The sequence below is a fragment of the Commensalibacter papalotli (ex Botero et al. 2024) genome (genome assembly GCF_947179115.1).
GTDB lineage: Bacteria > Pseudomonadota > Alphaproteobacteria > Acetobacterales > Acetobacteraceae > Commensalibacter > Commensalibacter papalotli.
The window spans coordinates 661,872-679,792 of record NZ_CAMXCI010000001.1 but is presented as its reverse complement, the minus strand read 5'-3'; the positions used below and the strand labels follow the sequence as shown (position 1 = coordinate 679,792).

Genomic DNA, 17,921 nt, shown 5'->3' with positions numbered 1-17,921 from the left:
TAGTGGGTTATTGGTTCATTATATAACCAAACAAAATGATATTTAGAGAATTTGACAATTTTTGGCTATGGCCTTTAACATTCTATGCCTTATAAATCCACTGACAGGTCTAATTAAATACCAATAATATGAAAAACTTCGCAGAGAATATTTATCAATGCAAAATATTCTTGTTTCAGTTGATAGTAATGTTTTCCCATGTTTCAAAGGCGTGACGTGAAAGTTTAAAACAAGCTTTGCTGACTTAGGTTGGTTAAATGATATGAAGTCTTGAGTATGTTGACAAGGACTTAATCCATAGTTTATTTCCCAAAAGCGCCCTAATAAACCGAAAACAATTTCTTGTTCATTCACTTTTTCAAGACATGTGAATTGCTTCATGCTAAAGGATTTTATTGTTTGAGTGTTATCTTTCTTTAGAATTCTATTGGGTAATTCTCGTAATATTATTGCAATTTTAAATAAATAATCACTTTGAGTATCATAATGAACAGCAGCGGATAATACCTTAATCGGTATTGAATTAACGATAATAGAGTGCTGTTCACTAAAGTGATAAGAAGGCAAATATTTATCAATTAGCATTATTTTTTTTGTTCAAAATTGGCTTTAGGAATTTCCCCGTATAACTTTGTTTGACTTTGGCGATATTTTCAGGGGTGCCTGTAGCAACAATTTGCCCACCACCACTTCCACCTTCTGGCCCAAGGTCAATAACCCAGTCAGCTGTTTTAATGACTTCCAGATTATGCTCAATCACAATAATAGTATTTCCTTGCTCAACCAATGTATGTAGAACTTCTAACAATTTACGCACATCTTCTGTATGTAATCCTGTTGTTGGTTCATCAAGAATGTAAAGTGTTCTTCCTGTGGCGCGTCTTGCCAATTCTTTGGAAAGTTTTATTCGTTGTGCTTCTCCTCCTGAAAGAGTAGTGGCTTGCTGTCCTAGATGAATATAACCAAGCCCAACTTGTTTTAAGATGTTTAAACGATCATAAATACGTGGGGCTGCTTCAAATAATGGTACAGCTTCATCAACAGATAGGTTTAAAATATCGGCGATTGAGTGGCCTTTGAATTTAATCTCTAAGGTTTCACGGTTATATCTTGCCCCTTTACAAGCGTCACAAGTCACAAACATGTCGGGTAAGAAATGCATTTCGATCTTGATGACCCCATCGCCTTGACAAGCCTCGCAGCGTCCTCCTTTGACGTTAAAGGAAAAACGTCCTGGTTTATAACCTCTGGCACGACTTTCAGGAAGTTCAGCAAACCATTCTCGAATAGGAGTAAATAGATCAGTGTAAGTTGCTGGGTTTGATCGAGGTGTACGGCCAATAGGGGATTGGTCAATATCAATAATTTTATCTAGATGTTCCAACCCTTTGATAATTTTATATGGGGATGGAACTGCATTTGACCCCATTAATTGTCTTGAGAGTGCTTTATATAAAGTATCAATGATTAAAGTAGATTTGCCACCTCCAGATACACCTGTAATAGCAATAAAGGTTCCTAAAGGAAAATCAACGCTGATATCTTTTAGGTTGTTCCCTGTGGCTCCCGAAAGTGTTAATAATTGCTTTTTGTTCAGTTTTCGACGTTTTTCTGGGACTGGGATAGATTTTCGGCCGCTTAAGTAATCACCTGTCAGGCTTTTGGGATTATTTTCAACTTCTTGTGGTGTGCCAACAGCAACCACTTCTCCACCTAGAATCCCAGCAGCAGGCCCCATATCAATCAGATAGTCAGAAGCTTTGATGGTATCTTCGTCATGTTCAACAACGATCAAAGTGTTACCAAGACCTTTAAGGCGTTCTAATGTTCCCAATAAACGCTCATTATCTCTTTGATGTAGACCAATTGAAGGTTCGTCAAGAACGTATAAAACGCCTGTCAAACCAGAGCCTATTTGACTAGCCAGTCGAATACGTTGGCTTTCTCCACCTGATAAGGTGGCTGAACCACGTGATAATGTTAAATAATCAAGGCCTACATCATTTAGGAAGTGTAAACGCTCAATAATTTCTCTTAAGATACGATGTGCAATTTCAGCCTTTTGTGGAGAAAGCGTTCCTTCAACACTAGAAAACCAATCTAGGGCTTGTTGAATAGGAAGTTCAGATATCTCAGCAATATTTTTTTGATCAACCTTTACGCATAACGCTTCTGGTTTTAATCTTGCCCCATGGCACGTTTTACAAGGATAGTCGGCTCGATATTTATTTAACTCTTCTTTTACAGAGTGGCTGTCAGTTGCATGATAGCGTTTTTCTAGATTTTTTATCACGCCTTCAAAGGGTTGATTTAATGTATAAGATTGTTTTTCGTCATGATACGTAATGGGAATATCATCTTGTGAACCATATAAAATAGTATCTTGAACTTCTTTTGGAATTTTTTCCCATGGTGTATCGCTATTGAGTTTAAAATGTTTAGCAATACTTTCCAATGCTTGTTGATAATAAGGCATAGATGTATTTTTCCACGCTAAAATCGCACCATCTTTCAAAGATAGTGTAGAATTTGGAACGATAAGCTGTGGATCAAAGAAGCTTTCTGTGCCGATACCATCACAGGCAGTGCATGCCCCTTGCGGTGCATTAAAAGAGAAAAGTCGAGGCTCTATCTCTTCAAGGGTAAACCCACTTTCTGGGCATGAATATCTGGCCGAGAAGCTTAATGTCAGAGGTTTTCTTTTTTCATCATCACGCAATACTTCTTCTACGCTGGCCAATCCATCAGATAAAGAAAGTGCAATTTCAAAACTATCCGCAAGGCGACCTTCGATTTCTGGTTTTATAACAACACGATCGATAATTATTTCGATTGTGTGTTTAATTTTGCGGTTTAAGTTTGGAACATCATCAATATCATATAAACTTCCGTCAACTTTGACGCGCGTAAACCCTCTGCGTTGCAGCTCTGCCAGCTCCTTTTTATACTCGCCTTTTCGTGCACGAACTACAGGAGCCAATAGCATTAATCGAGTTTGTACAGGTAGCTCCATAATCCGATCAACCATTTGGCTGACAGTTTGAGCTTCGATGGGTAGTCCTGTAGCAGGGGAGTAAGGAGTTCCTGCCCGTGCCCATAACAAGCGCATATAATCATGAATTTCTGTAATCGTTCCAACTGTTGAACGTGGGTTTTTAGAGGTTGTTTTTTGTTCAATCGAAATAGCAGGAGATAAACCCTCGATTGATTCAACGTCTGGTTTGCCCATGAGTTCCAAAAATTGGCGAGCATAAGCCGATAGGCTTTCGACGTAACGTCTTTGACCCTCAGCATAAATTGTATCAAAAGCTAGTGATGATTTTCCTGAACCAGATAGGCCGGTAATGACAGTGAGTTGATTCTTGGGGATATTAACATCAATATTTTTTAAATTATGGACTTTTGCACCTCTTACAACAATTGTAGTAAGAGGAGATATTGTTTTTGAATTCATGATTTTATACATAAAGTTTAAGGGTTTTAAAGAATACTAATATAACTTTGAATAGAAATCATGCTATTCTTGACAAAAAGAGTATGATTTAGATTATTTTTTGATAGCAACGATTTCCATACCCATACCATATCTTTCGCTGATACCGTATTTGACTGGGATAAAACCACATTCTTTTAATAAGCTATATAGTCTTGTTCTTGAAAAATTGTGGTAATGCTCCATTTCACTCCAACAATAATTGATGTTTTGAGCATCACGAATTTTCCAAATGATTGATTCAGAGTTAGGTAAGGAAAGAAATAATACGCCTTTATTTCCCAATAATTCAAAAGTTTTTTGCAAGGCCTCTTTGGGATAAGGGATATGTTCAAGAACGTCAGCCATGCTGATTACTGAAATGGGATCATCACTATCGACGTGAAGTAAGTTTACTTTATAGGCTGTGATACCGTATGATTGTAATTTCGTAACATTTTCTTCTCTTAAATCAATACCAATAGGTTTAAAACCGTATTCACAAGCTGTAAATAACAAAGAGCCATTACCAAAACCGACATCTAGCCACACACCATGATTTTGATAAGGGATAACTTTATCAATCATTCTTGCAGAAACAAGTCTTTGCTTTTCAATTTGATATCCAACTTGTTGTTCGGGATTGGTACCTTTAAAGAGAATTTCGAGAGCTTCTGGCGTATAATAGCCTTCTCTGAAAATATGTTTGCAAGAATTACATGATAACCACACCATTTGAGTAGACAGTGGAGCGATCCAGCGTTTATGATTTTGACAGTTTTCATTACGAATTAACGTCATTTTTGTATCATGGCAAAGGGGGCAATGAGTGTATTTAATAAGTTCTTGCATATCTGAAGACTCTTCAACCTTTATCATATAGGTAAATATTTTAAAAAATTAAAGTAGTTAAAAGAGTTTTTCTCGTAATACTCTTTGGTCTTTTTAAGATAGATAGATTAATATAATAATTTAAAAGCATTATATAAATAGCTTTTGCGAAAATAATTAAAAGTTTTGAACTTATGCAAAGAAAAACGTATAAAGAAGTGTATTTGAAAAAAAATTGATAAGGTAAAGAAATAATGGCTGGCAGTGTTAACAAAGTAATCTTGGTCGGTAATTTAGGAAAAGATCCAGACGTTCGTAATACTCAGATGGGCACAAAAGTTGTTAATTTGACCTTGGCGACCAGTGACAGCTGGAATGATCGTCAAACTGGTGAACGTCGTGAAAGTACGGAATGGCATCGCGTTGTTATTTTCAATGAACGATTGGCTGATGTGGCAGAAAAATACCTGCGCAAAGGGCGTAAAGTTTTTATCGAAGGGCAATTAAAAACCCGTAAATGGACTGATCAACAAGGGATGGAACGTTATACAACTGAAATTGTTGTAGATCGTTTCCGTGGCGAGCTTGTGTTGCTTGATAGTAACCGCAGTGGTGGTGGAGATGATATGGGACAATATGGTGATGATTATGCTTCTTCTCCTCCAATGGCGCCAACGTCACGTCCAGCTATATCTTCCTCTTCTAAAAATAAGGAAAGCGGTGGTGGTTGGGATTCTTCTATGCCAGGAAATAACGATTTAGATGATGAAATCCCATTCTAAAAATAACGAATTAATTTTATTAATTTTGTGATGTTAATATTAAAACTATAAAAACTGAACGGTTAAGTATTCATAATATGTTTTTTGTTCTTCTTTTTTTAATTTTTACTTTTATTCTTTTGCTTCTTTCTCAATATGGCAGAAGCAGACATAAAAAACTAATTACAATAACTATTATTATGATGATGGCTGGGATAATATGTTGGGGATATCACGAGATTTATTTTGCGGCTGATTACCCAACAAATATGAATAAAGGTGTTTTTAATGCTTTAGTAAATAAAGATTATGCTTTTTCAATTGGCATGATTTTATTGGCATTATCTATTCCTTGCATGTTATTTTGTTTACTCAGTAGACCTAAAGAGATTCGCGAAATAGATAAACCTTTAGAAGAAAATGATGATTTATATGGATAGTTTTAAATGATACTTTGGCATATTGATTCTAATTTACCTTTCCCATTGCCACCAATCTTAAATAGAGGGCTTGAGTTTTTACGAAACCTTGATTTACATCAATTAGTTCCTGGAAAGATAGATATAGATGGTGAAAAAATATTTGCAGAAGTTGTTGATACAATTACACATCTAAAAGAAGAATCTAGGCCTGAGCAGCACCAAAAATATCTTGATATTCATTATTTAATTTCTGGGGTGGAATATATAGGCACGGCTATCGATACGCAAGACAATCCCATCTATAAACCTTTTGCACTAGGTAAAGATATTCAATTTTACGAAGAAGTGAAGCATGAAACTTTTGTTGAGTTGTTTCCGGGAAGCTATGTCATTTTATTTCCACATGACATTCATAGGCCTTGCTGTTGCGTAACACAACCGGTGTCTATTCGTAAAATTATTGTAAAAATTGCGGTTGACGAATTATAGATGAGTTTAATTTATATTATAAGAACGTAATATTTATGAGTTAGTTTTACTTATTTTTGATAAATTATAGGTTTTATCCATATTACATTAGGTGTTTTATGGTTGTATTATACCTAAGCGTTTAGGGGTTTAGCTAAGTTATACAGTTTTTCGAGTATTTAAGCTGTAATCCCTCCCTTAATTTTGAAATAAGGCGCAATACACTCTTCAAAAGAGCTAAATTTATGAGTGCTTTATTTCATATTAAGCAAGTCTTGCTTGTAATTTTCATATAAAAAAATTATAGTTAATACAATTAATCATCGTCTTGAGATAGAGCGTTTATAAAGCCCAAACAGCCATTTATTAATATTGATGTATATTGTGTTAATAAAGGATTATCAAAGCTTTAAAGTGCTTTATTTTTTTTGATTAGATTTTAAAAATTTATAATAATTATAATTTATACTGGACTTACCTTGACCGACTTGCCAGAAAATACCCTTCCTACTTCGTTGACTGATATTGTTCCTGTAACCGTAGAAGAGGAAATGCAAACCTCTTATTTGGCTTATGCCATGTCAGTTATTGTTAGTCGTGCTTTGCCAGATGTTCGTGATGGGTTAAAGCCTGTTCATCGTCGTATTTTGTACTCCATGTTTGAAAGTGGTTTAACCGCTGATAAACCCTATCGTAAATCAGCTCGTGCGGTTGGGGATGTGATGAGTAAATATCACCCTCATGGGGATTCATCGATTTATGATGCCATGGTAAGAATGGCTCAACACTGGTCAATGCGCGTTCGTTTAGTGGATGGGCAAGGGAATTTCGGGTCTGTTGATGGGGATTCTCCTGCGGCGATGCGTTATACCGAAGCGCGTTTAGGCAAACCTGCTACTTTTTTACTAGAAGACATCAATCAAGATACGGTCGATTTCCAGGCAAACTATGATGAAACAGAGGAAGAACCTGTTATTCTTCCAGCAACTTATCCTAACTTGCTGATTAATGGCGCATCTGGGATTGCGGTCGGGATGGCAACCAATATCCCTACACATAATCCAACTGAAATTATTGATGCGACTTTGGCCTTGATTGAAAATCCAGAAATGGATTTGCCAGAATTAATGCAAATTGTAACAGGGCCAGATTTTCCTACTGGTGGTATTATTCTTGGTCGTTCAGGTATTCGCAGTGCGTATGCTACAGGTCGTGGATCTGTTTTGATACGTGGACGTGCTAATATCGAAGAAATTCGTAAAGATCGCCAAGCAATCATTATTACTGAAATCCCTTATCAGGTTAATAAAGCAACATTGCAAGAAAAAATTGCAGAATTAGTGCGTGCCAAGCAAATTGAGGGTGTGTCTGATATTCGTGACGAAAGTGATCGTTCAGGAATGCGGATTGTTATCGAAATTAAACGCGATGCAACCCCTGATGTTGTATTAAATCAACTTTATCGCTTTACTCAGCTACAAACATCATTCGGTGTGAATATGTTGGCGTTGAATAATGGTAAACCTCAGTTATTGGGGTTAAAGGATGCGTTAACAGCGTTTATTTCGTTCCGTGAAGAGGTTATTTTACGTCGAGCAAGATTTGAACTGAATAAAGCAAGAGACCGCGCTCATTTATTGCTTGGGCTAATGTTAGCTGTTGCAAATATTGACGAAGTTATTGCATTAATTCGTTCTGCGCCTGATTCAGCTACAGCACGTGAACAACTGATGCAGCGTTCATGGCCAGCAGCAGATATTCAATCTTATTTAGATTTAATTCAAGATGACGGTAATATCCTAGCCGATGGACGTGTTTATCTTAGCGAAACACAGGTTCGTGGTATTTTAGAGTTGCGTTTACAACGATTAACTGGGTTGGAACGCGAAAAAATTCAAAGCGAATTGATTGAAGTTTCTAAACGGATTGAAGAGTTATTGGCAATTATTGCTAGCCATATTCGCCGCATGGAAATTATGAGAGACGAACTGTTACGTGTTCGTGGGGAAATTGGATGTCCACGTGCGACTGAGATTGTGGATTATGAAGGCGATCAAACCGATGAAAGCCTGATTGAACCAGGTCAAATGGTGGTTACAATTACCAGGGATGGTTTCATTAAACGTACATCATTGGAAACATTTAGGTCTCAAAATAGAGGCGGCCGTGGTCGTAAAGGTGCTGGCAGAAGAGGGGATGATATTATCACACGTTCCTTTAATGCACATACACATCAGTGGGTTATTTTCTTTTCTTCAGGAGGGAAGGCCTATCGTGTAAAAGTTTGGCATTTACCAGAAGCAAGCCCAACATCTAAAGGTCGTGCTTTGGTTAATCTTTTACCTGATTTAGGTGGGGATGAAATTACAGCAGTATTGCCATTGCCTCAAGACGAGGAAATGTGGCCAAACCTTCATCTTGTCTTTGCGACCTCTAAAGGAGGGGTACGACGTAACCGTCTGAGTGATTTTGGTAATATTCGCTCTTCTGGCTTGATTGCAATGAAACTAGATGAAAATGAGCGTTTAATTGGTGTTGCAACCTGTCGCGAGGGTCAAGATATATTCCTTGCTTCTAAAAAGGGGCGAGCAGTTCGTTTCCAAATCACTGACGATACAGTTAGAGTATTTGCAGGGCGCGCCAGCACTGGGGTGCGTGGTATTCGCTTGGCAGACGATGATGAAGTGATGTCTATGTGTGTCTTAAATCATGTTGATGCTTCTGTTGCAGAGAGAACTGCTTATATTCGTTATAGTAATGCTAAACGTCGTGCAGAAAATGCAGATGTGGCGGAAGATATAGAAGAGGTTTTCGAAGTAGAAGAAGAGGATGGCAGTTCGGATACTGAACTTACGACAGAACGTTTGAGCGAGTTACAACATGCTGAAGAGATTTTGTTAACAGTAACTAATGCTGGGTTTGGTAAGCGTTCAACGGCTTATGATTATCGTGTCAGTGGTCGTGGTGGTTTGGGATTATCTAATATGAATTTGGCAGGTAGAAATGGCACGGAAATTGTCGCTACTTTTGCTGTTCTTGATAATACAGATGTGATGTTGGTCACAGATAAAGGGCGTTTGATTCGTGTTCCTGTTAATCAGGTTCGTATTACATCTCGTACCAGTATGGGGGTTACTTTGTTCCGTATTGATGATGGTGAGACTGTTAGCAGTGTATTTCCTGTGATTGACGATTCTGTGGATGAGGAAGAGAGTGATAGTGTTGCAGGTCAAGAAAATGATGGAGCACAAATCATAGAATGATTAATAGCAAGGAAACAACGCGTATAGGTTTTTATCCAGGTACATTTGATCCTATTACAAATGGTCATTTAGATATTATTAAACGAGCTGTAGGTTTGGTTGATAAATTGATCATTGGTGTAGCACTTAATGAAAATAAAAGCCCTTTATGGTCATTAGAAGAAAGAGTTGAATGTATTCATGCTGCGTTAGTTGAGGAGTTCGGAGAAGACTATCGCATATTGGGTAATGGTGAGTGTGCAATAAAAGTAGTTGGTTTTGGTAATTTATTAGTTGATTGTGTTAAAGAACATAATGCAAGTGTAATTATTAGAGGATTACGACAAGCTACAGATTTCGATATGGAATTTCAAATGTGTTTGATGAATCAACGTTTGGCTCCTGATATTGAGACTATTTTTTTAGTTGCAACAGAACAAAACCGTAGTATTGCGTCAAGTGTTGTTAAAGAGGTAGCACGTCTTGGAGGGGATATTTCCTCTTTTGTACCTAAAACAACGCTTAATAAATTACGACAGTCGATTTAATATTTTTATAAAGAGAGAAAAAATGAGTACAGAAAGTAAATTACTTCAAATGGAATTAAAGCATGGAATTGTAAAAATTAAATTACGTCCAGATTTAGCTCCATTAGCTGCTGAACGCTTGTTGACGTTGGCAGAGCAAGGTTTTTATGACAATACCCCTTTTCATCGTGTAATCGAAGGTTTTATGGCTCAGGGTGGAGATCCCAGTGGTACTGGTATGCAAGGAAGTGATCTGCCAGATTTAAAAGCAGAGTTCACAAAAGACGAATCATTCCATAGAGGCATGATCGGAATGGCACGCACTATGGATCCAGATAGTGCCAATAGTCAGTTCTTTATCATGTTCGACGATGCACATCATTTGGATGGACAATATACAATTGTCGGTCAAGTTATTGAAGGTATGGAGTTTGTCGATCAAATTAAACGCGGTGCTGGAGCTAATGGTATAGTAAACCATCCTGACCAAATTATTAAAATGTCTGTTGTGACAGAATAATTTTTAAAAAAATGAAAATAGTGGTTGACTTCCTTTGAAATAACCACTATTTCAATGTTCATCGCTTGATACAAGCGGTCTCAAAAAAGAAGAGCCGGTAGCTCAGTTGGTAGAGCATTCGACTTTTAATCGAATGGTCGAGGGTTCGAATCCCTCCCGGCTCACCAAGACAACCTAGTCTTGAAAAGTTTTGATAAAATATTAATATACCATTATTAATATATAGTAAAGATTTATTACTAAACCAGTAACTAAATATCAAACTTTTAAGTAATCCCTAATAAATTCTTCTTATCATCTTGTTCGATTCTAGTTAAAATTTTATAATGAAATTTAATTTATTTTTTTATTTCTAATTAAAATATATTTGGCGAATATACCTAGATTAGCTTGGTAAAGTAATTTAATTATTCAAAAAAGGGTCAATTAAATATTATTATTCATACTTATACACAATGAGATAATATTTATTGTGTTTTCTTAAATTTAATCGGATCTCATAAATGTCGTTTAAAGGACTTCTTTAGGATCACAATGTTGCGATTTGAAGACGCATATGTTAGGCTAAAGAAAGTTATTTACGCTGCTTTTTCATTAATGTTTTTCATGATGCGTTAATATAATAACTATTATTTTGATTAGATGAAAATCATTTTAAAACATTAGTATTTAAATAAGAAAATTAGAGTGTAAACATATACTCATAGGAGATTTTTTGTGAAATATACTGTAGGTCAATATCTTGCTACTCGTTTAGCACAGTTGGGCTTGAACCACGTCTTTGCTGTTGCAGGCGATTATAATCTGACGTTGCTTGATGAAATGGCAAAAGTAGAAGATTTAGAGCAAGTTTATTGTTGTAATGAATTAAACTGCGGTTTTGCAGGTGAGGGTTATGCACGTTCTCGAGTAATGGGTGCATCAGTTGTAACATTTAGTGTTGGCGCATTCAGTGCTTTTAATGCTGTGGGTGGTGCTTTCGCTGAAAACCTTCCATTACTTTTAATTTCTGGTGCTCCTAATAATAATGACTATGGAAGTGGTCATATTTTACATCATACCATGGGATATTCTGATTATCGCTATCAAATGGATATGGCAAAGCAAATTACGTGTGAAGCTGTTTCAGTTGCACATGCTGATGAAGCACCATGTTTGATTGATCATGCTATTCGTTCTGCGCTTCGTAATCGTAAGCCCGCTTATATTGAAATTTCATGTAATGTGGCTAATCAACCTTGTACAGAGCCTGGACCAATCAGTAGCATCACCAACAGTCTTATTAGTGATGATGAAAGCTTAAAAGCTGCAGCTAAGGCTTGTTTAGATGCTCTAGAGAAAGCAAAAAGCCCAGTTGTTATTATCGGTGGTAAGATTCGCTCTGCAGGTTGTGCAGTTTCCAAAAAGGTTGCTGAATTAACTAAAAAATTAGGTTGTGCGGTGGCTACTATGGCTCAAGCCAAAGGTCTGTCTCCTGAAGAAGAAGCTGAATATGTAGGTACATTTTGGGGTGAAATTAGCTCACCTGGTGTTGAAGAGTTAGTTCGTGAATCAGATTGTCGTATTTATATCGGTGCTGTATTCAACGATTACTCAACAGTCGGTTGGACATGTAAATTAGTTGGTGAGAATGATATTCTTATTTCTTCACATCATACACGGGTTGGTCAAAAAGAATTTAGTGGCGTTTACTTGAAAGATTTTATTCCTGTATTGACTTCTTGCGTTAAAAAGAACACGACATCTTTAGATCAATTCAAAGCTAAAAAAATTCCAGTAAAACAAGTTCCTGTTGCAGATGGTAAAGCACCATTAACAACAGTTGAACTTTGCCGTCAAATCCAAGGTGCTATAAACAAAGATACAACTATATACTTGGAAACTGGGGATTCATGGTTCCATGGTATGCATTTTAAACTTCCTAATGGTGCGCGTGTAGAGTCTGAAATGCAGTGGGGACATATTGGTTGGTCTATACCTTCTATGTTCGGATATGCAGTTTCAGAACCAAATCGTCGTAATATTATCATGGTTGGTGATGGATCATTCCAATTGACTGCACAAGAAGTATGTCAGATGATTCGTCGTAATATTCCTATTATTATTATTCTTATTAATAATAGTGGATATACAATCGAAGTTAAAATTCATGATGGTCCGTATAATCGCATTAAAAACTGGGATTATGCAGGTTTGATTAATGTGTTTAATGCAGAAGACGGTAAAGGTCTTGGATTAAAGGCGAAAAATGGTGCCGAGCTTGAAAAAGCAATGCAAACAGCATTGGCTCATAAAGATGGCCCAACATTGATTGAAGTTGATATTGATGCTCAAGATTGTTCTCCTGATCTTGTTGTTTGGGGCAAAAAGGTTGCTAAAGCAAATGGTAGAGCACCTCGTAAATTCCAAACATTCTAATATGTTCTAAATTAAGTATTTAGAGACTTAGGATATTAAAAATTCCCTTTATTATTATAATAAAGGGAGTTTTATATTTTAGTTGATGTAGGGGACAAGCTATATTAGGTTCAGCTACTCTTTTAAATTTTCTATGATTTCATTATAAGGTTTATTTAAATAAATAGGTAAGACTTCTTGAGGTGTGCCGTCCATTTTTAAATAGCCTTGGTCAAGCCATAAAACGCGATTACACCATTTAGCAATAATTTCTGCTGAGTGAGTAGAAATAACTAGAATTTGCGAATTTTGTGCAATTTGCTCAATACGTTTGGTTGCTTTTAAGATAAAACCAGCATCGCCTGTTAAGAACCATTCGTCCATCATTAGTATTTGTGGATCAATTGCGGTTGTTAAACCAAAACCAAGTCTTAATTGCATACCAGAGCTGTATGTTCTGACAGGAAGGTCTAGGTAATTACCTAGCTCGGAAAATTCAGCAACACTTTCTTCAATCTCCTTAGTTTGTTTTTTTGAATACCCATTAATAGAACATTTGAGGCGAATGTTTTCCCTTCCGGTTAACTCAAAATTCATACCAACAGTAGGATCAAGCAAAGTGCTAATATTTCCTTCAATACGAATATGTCCTACGATAGGCTCATAAATTCCAGCCATTGTTCGTAACAATGTGGTCTTTCCAGCACCATTTTGACCAACCAATCCAACTCTATCTCCTTGATTAAGGGTAAAGTTAATATCTCGAAGGCTTTGAACAAGAATTTTTTTATGTTCATCTTTCTTTAAACGCCCTGAAACAAATAAATGAGTCATTTTACGTAAGTTGCGTGTATTCTCATGGTACAGCGGAAAAGAAATAGAAAGATTTTTTACAGAAATACTGGGCATGACGATTACATCCAGTAGGGAATACGAAAACGAGTTTTGCTAAAAATGAATAAAGCCAAAATCCATAAAATAAGGCTATATCCAATGGCAGCCAGCCATATAGAATAAGAAAGACTTTCTCCTAATATAGGCGACCTTACAATTTCAAATAAAGGGTAAAAAGGATTAAGCAAAATATAATTACTATTAAAATGTAGAGAGCTTGCTTTCCAAATTATAGGAGTGATAAAGAAAAAAGCTTGGGTAAAAGCAGAGATAATAGGAGGAATATCTTTGAAACGAGTTCCAAGAATTCCAAATAAAATCCCTATGGCAAGGCTATCCATGACCCATAAAAAGGCAGCAGGTAAAAGCAAATATAATGAATGTGGAACAATTTTAAAAATAGTAAAAACAACTATGATAACTAGTAAATTATGTCCTAGAATAAGAATATTGGCAAAGATTGTACGCCACACACAAATACTAAAAGGGATACGTTGTGATAAAATCAGTGTTCTGGCATTTGTAAAGATATTACAACTGTCGTTAATCATGCTACTGATATATGTCCATAATACAATTGATATTGATACGTAAGTAAAATAGCTTTTTAAATCAAGATGAAGTAAAAAAGCATATAGAATACCAATGGTTGTGATCTTAGTCCCCATAATGATTGTAATCCATAAAGGTCCAAGTATGGAACCACGATAGCGTAATTTAATATCAAGTAAACCTAATTTCCAACCAATTCGCCATTGCTTTATTCCTTGTAGTAAGTCAAGTAAAGCAAGTTTAATATTTTGATTTAGGCTGACAGAGCGCAAGTCAATAACAGGCTCTTTGGCTATTGTTGGATCTTGATCCGACATCATCGTGTCCTTGGAGGATATAAGGTAAAGAACTATATCAATAATAAGTTTAATTTTACTGTAAAATCTTCAAATGAGAAAGGACTAAATATCTTTCTATAGTTTATTGCAAGGGATGATAAGTGTTTATGTAATTATAATTATTTTATACTTTTTTATTTATGCATAAACTAAGTATATTTTATTAATTACAATAATTATCAAAGTAAATATAATTTATTTTTACCTATATATCAGTATTAACCTTTTAATATTTTTTATTTATTTAAACTTTTCTGTTCTCGAAAATATTATCAGGCTTCATATAGGCCAAATTTTAATTCTGGAGTATATTGTTTAAACGATAAGAGATTCTGCTTGGCAACATAAACGTGCGGTAAAATGAAAAATATATCTACAAATGAAGTTAAAGATGCAGTTTTAGTTGGTGCTGGTATTGTCAGTGCTACTTTAGGTGCATTATTAAAAGAGTTTAATCCAGACATTAAAATGGCCATTTTAGAAGTGCGTAGTACGGGAGCAGAAGAAAGCTCTAGCGCATGGAATAATGCAGGAACTGGCCATGCGGGTTTATGTGAATTAAATTACACCCCCTTTATTCCTGGACAAGAAATTAACTTAAAAAAAGCCATTTTTACAAATGCTCAGTTTGAGGTTTCCAGATCTTTTTGGAGCCATCTCGTTAAAGATGGTGCTTTTAAAACGCCTTCAGATTTTATTAATCCAGTTCCTCATTGTAGTTTCGTTCAAGGACAAGCAAATGTTGCTTTTTTAAAGCAACGTTATGAAAAGCTCCGCCAGCACCCTGGTTTTGATAAGATGGTTTTTTCTGATGATCATCAACAAATTAAAGATTGGGCTCCGTTGGTTGCTAATGGCAGACCTGCAACAGAAAAAATGGCGTTAACTCGTGTTGAAGGGGGCACAGACGTCAGTTTTAGCGCGTTGACTCACAAGTTACTTAATCATTTAGATGAACAACAAAATATTGAAGTTGGATATTGTGAAAAAGTTGAAGATATCAAACGTGTTGGTGAGCTATGGGAAATAAAAAGTAAAAATGTTATCACTGGAAAAGAAACCCTCATTCGTTCTCGGTTTGTATTTATCGGTGCTGGTGGTGCAGCTTTATTATTGTTGCAAAAATCTGGCATTCCTGAAGGACGTGGAGTGGGTGGTTTCCCAGTCAGCGGGCAGTGGTTACGTTGCGATAACCCTGAAATTGTTGAACAGCATCATGCTAAAGTTTATGGGTTGTCTACAGAAGGATTGCCAACAGTTGTTGCCCCGCATTTAGACACGCGAATTATTGATGGAAAAACATCTATTCTATTTGGACCTTATGCTGGATTTACCACTAAGTTCTTGAAGAAAGGCTCTTATTTTGACGCAATATCTTCTGTGCGATTAGATAATATTGAATCTATGGTTTCTGTTGGTATTCATAATCTTGATTTTATTCGCTATTTGGTGGATCAAAGTATGCAGACAATGGAAAAACGGATGAACGCCTTACATCGGTTTTATCCTCTTGCTAGAGAAAGCGATTGGAAACGACAAATAGCAGGTCAACGTGTACAAATTATCAAGAGAGATCAAAATGGTCGCCCTATTTTACAAATGGGTACAGAAGTTATTACGGCTCAGGACAAGTCTTTGGCGGCTTTATTGGGGGCTTCTCCAGGAGCATCAGTATCAGTCTCCGTGATGTTAAACCTAATTGAGAATTGTTTCCCAGAACAAGTCAAAGGGCCTTGGGCAGATAAAATTAAGAAAATTTTCCCCGCACGTGAAGCAGAGTTACAAAAAAATTCTGATCTTTACAATAAAGTGCATGCGTTTGCTAATGAAACCTTACAATTACACTAGGATTTTGTATGATTATGTAAATAAAAACCCACTTATTAGTGGGTTTTTATTTTGATTGATCAGTCTAAATCTTTTAAGAAAGCATAATAATTATGCTGCCCTTGCTGAACACCGACTTTCATTTTTTTTATGATCGTTCTTGTTGTATTTCTTCGCCATAAGTTAAATAAAAACATTCCTAAAACACCAATAAATACCCCTATTGCCACAGATAACATATTGGTAGAAGGGAGTTTGCTCATCATCCAGCTGCTTACAGCTCCAAGAAGAAATTGAATGGTGCCTAATAACGCAGATGCACTGCCAACACGTCGACCATGAAGGATAAAAGCAAATATGGTACAATTAGGGAATACAAATCCTAAACATCCCATGATGATAACAATTGGGGCGCAGTGAAGAACGATACCTAAAGTATTTAAAGGGATGGGTAATAAGCAAATAATGATAAACAAAATGCTGGTCGCAAAAGCTATATTTGTTGCGATATTTAACATAATATAAGGGCGAATTTTATTTAGTAATAAACCATTTACTTGGTTACATGCTGCGATAATAAAAGAGTTAATTCCAAACCATATTGCAAGTTGTAACTTTGTAAATCCCATTGATTTACTCAGAACATCTGGTGTACCGCTTAGATAAGCAAAAATCATAAAAAGGGCAAAGCCAGTAATCATTGTGTTGGTAAAAAAAATAGGTTCACGAACAATACGAATATAACGCCAAAAAATAGATCTTATAGAAGAATAGATGCGATATCTGTGCATTAATGTGTCAGGTAGATAAAAGTATACTATAAAACTGCCAATAATTCCGTATATACCCATGATCCAAAACAAGATTTGCCAAGGAAATTTGATAACAATCAGTCCCCCCAGCGTTGGGGCAACAATTGGGACGATACAACTGACGAGGGCCAGTTGCGCCATAATCTTAATTCCTTTAGAGCCTGATGAAATGTCTCTGACCATTGCTCTTGGTATAACCATTCCTGCTGAACCGCCCAGTGAAGACAAAAAGCGAAAAAAGCAAAAAACATAAAAATCAGAGAAAATTGCGCATCCAATAGAGCCAATGGTAAATACAATAATTCCAATCAAGAGGGGAGCCCTACGTCCCAAACGATCTGATATCGGTCCAATTGAAAGTTGGCCGAGTGCCAACCCAATAAACCATACCGTCAGAGTCATTTTAGCTGCACCATCACCATATCCAGCTAAATCTTCATTGATTTGTGGAAAAGCAGGCAAATACATATCTGTTGCCAAAGGCCCAATAGCCGTCAGCAAACCAAGTATAATAATGACCCATATAGATAGTTTTTCATTAAAACTATTCATTGTTGAAGGGGGTGTCGTAGAGATATCGCTCAAGATTTAATTTCCGCAAAGTAAGATAAAATTTTACAATAATGGACTGTTATATTATGGATTTTAGATAAAATTAATCTAATGGTTTATAAGGTTTTATAAAACAATACATAAACAGACGGTTATAACTGTGATATTAATCGCAAGTTGTTCACTGTTTGTTTACCTTAATTTTATAAAGAACGCAAAGCCTTATTCGAATAAAAGATTTGAATTTAATACTCACTCATACGCTAGTTATACATTTTATAGTTTAAAACCACAATATTGTAATGA

General features: G+C 36.0%; 14 protein-coding genes and 1 tRNA gene. 9 read left to right on the top strand and 6 right to left on the bottom strand.

From position 1 onward, the window contains the following. Positions 1 to 42: 42 nt before the first annotated feature. From QMN76_RS03090 to QMN76_RS03080, 3 genes are all read right to left on the bottom strand, one after another. Positions 43 to 585, bottom strand: coding sequence for a hypothetical protein (locus QMN76_RS03090; protein ID WP_282023801.1), 543 nt, complete (start codon positions 583 to 585; stop codon positions 43 to 45). Then, positions 575 to 3,454, bottom strand: coding sequence for an excinuclease ABC subunit UvrA (uvrA, locus tag QMN76_RS03085; RefSeq protein ID WP_282065729.1), 2,880 nt, complete (start codon positions 3,452 to 3,454; stop codon positions 575 to 577). Before uvrA ends, QMN76_RS03090 begins: the two co-directional genes overlap by 11 nt. Before the next feature lie 93 nt (positions 3,455 to 3,547). Then, positions 3,548 to 4,324 carry a class I SAM-dependent methyltransferase gene (locus tag QMN76_RS03080; protein ID WP_282023803.1) on the bottom strand — a complete coding sequence of 259 codons (777 nt, stop codon included), beginning with the start codon at positions 4,322 to 4,324 and terminating at the stop codon, positions 3,548 to 3,550. A 233-nt stretch (positions 4,325 to 4,557) separates the two neighbouring features. Between QMN76_RS03080 and ssb the strand changes: the two genes are divergently transcribed. The 8 genes from ssb (at position 4,558) to QMN76_RS03040 (ending at position 12,661) form a co-directional block, all read left to right on the top strand. Beyond that, positions 4,558 to 5,085 carry a single-stranded DNA-binding protein gene (gene ssb / locus QMN76_RS03075; protein WP_282023804.1) on the top strand — a complete coding sequence of 176 codons (528 nt, stop codon included), beginning with the start codon at positions 4,558 to 4,560 and terminating at the stop codon, positions 5,083 to 5,085. 77 nt (positions 5,086 to 5,162) lie between these two features. Continuing rightward, positions 5,163 to 5,504 carry a hypothetical protein gene (locus QMN76_RS03070; protein WP_034336502.1) on the top strand — a complete coding sequence of 114 codons (342 nt, stop codon included), beginning with the start codon at positions 5,163 to 5,165 and terminating at the stop codon, positions 5,502 to 5,504. 6 nt (positions 5,505 to 5,510) lie between these two features. Beyond that, complete coding sequence (locus QMN76_RS03065; RefSeq protein WP_034336505.1) at positions 5,511 to 5,975, top strand: NanQ anomerase/TabA/YiaL family protein; 465 nt, start codon at positions 5,511 to 5,513, stop codon at positions 5,973 to 5,975. Between the two features lie 458 nt (positions 5,976 to 6,433). Next, positions 6,434 to 9,217 (top strand): DNA gyrase subunit A, encoded by a 2,784-nt coding sequence (gene gyrA / locus QMN76_RS03060; protein ID WP_034336508.1) that lies wholly within the window; start codon positions 6,434 to 6,436, stop codon positions 9,215 to 9,217. Beyond that, positions 9,214 to 9,744: a pantetheine-phosphate adenylyltransferase gene (coaD, locus tag QMN76_RS03055; RefSeq protein ID WP_034336511.1), complete on the top strand. Its 531-nt coding sequence runs from the start codon at positions 9,214 to 9,216 to the stop codon at positions 9,742 to 9,744. Before gyrA ends, coaD begins: the two co-directional genes overlap by 4 nt. 22 nt (positions 9,745 to 9,766) lie before the next feature. After that, the gene (locus tag QMN76_RS03050; protein WP_034336514.1) at positions 9,767 to 10,243 is read left to right on the top strand and encodes a peptidylprolyl isomerase; all 477 of its coding nucleotides are present in this window, start codon (positions 9,767 to 9,769) and stop codon (positions 10,241 to 10,243) included. Positions 10,244 to 10,334: 91 nt separating this feature from the next. Next, a tRNA-Lys gene (locus QMN76_RS03045) sits at positions 10,335 to 10,410 on the top strand. 550 nt (positions 10,411 to 10,960) lie between these two features. Further along, positions 10,961 to 12,661 carry an alpha-keto acid decarboxylase family protein gene (locus QMN76_RS03040; protein WP_282023805.1) on the top strand — a complete coding sequence of 567 codons (1,701 nt, stop codon included), beginning with the start codon at positions 10,961 to 10,963 and terminating at the stop codon, positions 12,659 to 12,661. Positions 12,662 to 12,775: 114 nt separating this feature from the next. Here the strand turns inward: QMN76_RS03040 and QMN76_RS03035 are convergent, their stop codons facing one another. Both QMN76_RS03035 and QMN76_RS03030 read right to left on the bottom strand, forming a co-directional pair. Then, complete coding sequence (locus QMN76_RS03035) at positions 12,776 to 13,549, bottom strand: ABC transporter ATP-binding protein (RefSeq protein WP_282023806.1); 774 nt, start codon at positions 13,547 to 13,549, stop codon at positions 12,776 to 12,778. 5 nt (positions 13,550 to 13,554) lie between these two features. Next, entirely contained in the window at positions 13,555 to 14,406 is an 852-nt protein-coding gene (locus QMN76_RS03030) for an ABC transporter permease (protein ID WP_282023807.1), read from the bottom strand. Positions 14,407 to 14,784: 378 nt separating this feature from the next. Between QMN76_RS03030 and mqo the strand changes: the two genes are divergently transcribed. Then, positions 14,785 to 16,272, top strand: coding sequence for a malate dehydrogenase (quinone) (gene mqo, locus QMN76_RS03025; protein WP_282023808.1), 1,488 nt, complete (start codon positions 14,785 to 14,787; stop codon positions 16,270 to 16,272). Positions 16,273 to 16,331: 59 nt separating this feature from the next. Here the strand turns inward: mqo and QMN76_RS03020 are convergent, their stop codons facing one another. Further along, positions 16,332 to 17,648 (bottom strand): multidrug effflux MFS transporter, encoded by a 1,317-nt coding sequence (locus QMN76_RS03020; protein WP_152534145.1) that lies wholly within the window; start codon positions 17,646 to 17,648, stop codon positions 16,332 to 16,334. Positions 17,649 to 17,921: the final 273 nt, after the last annotated feature.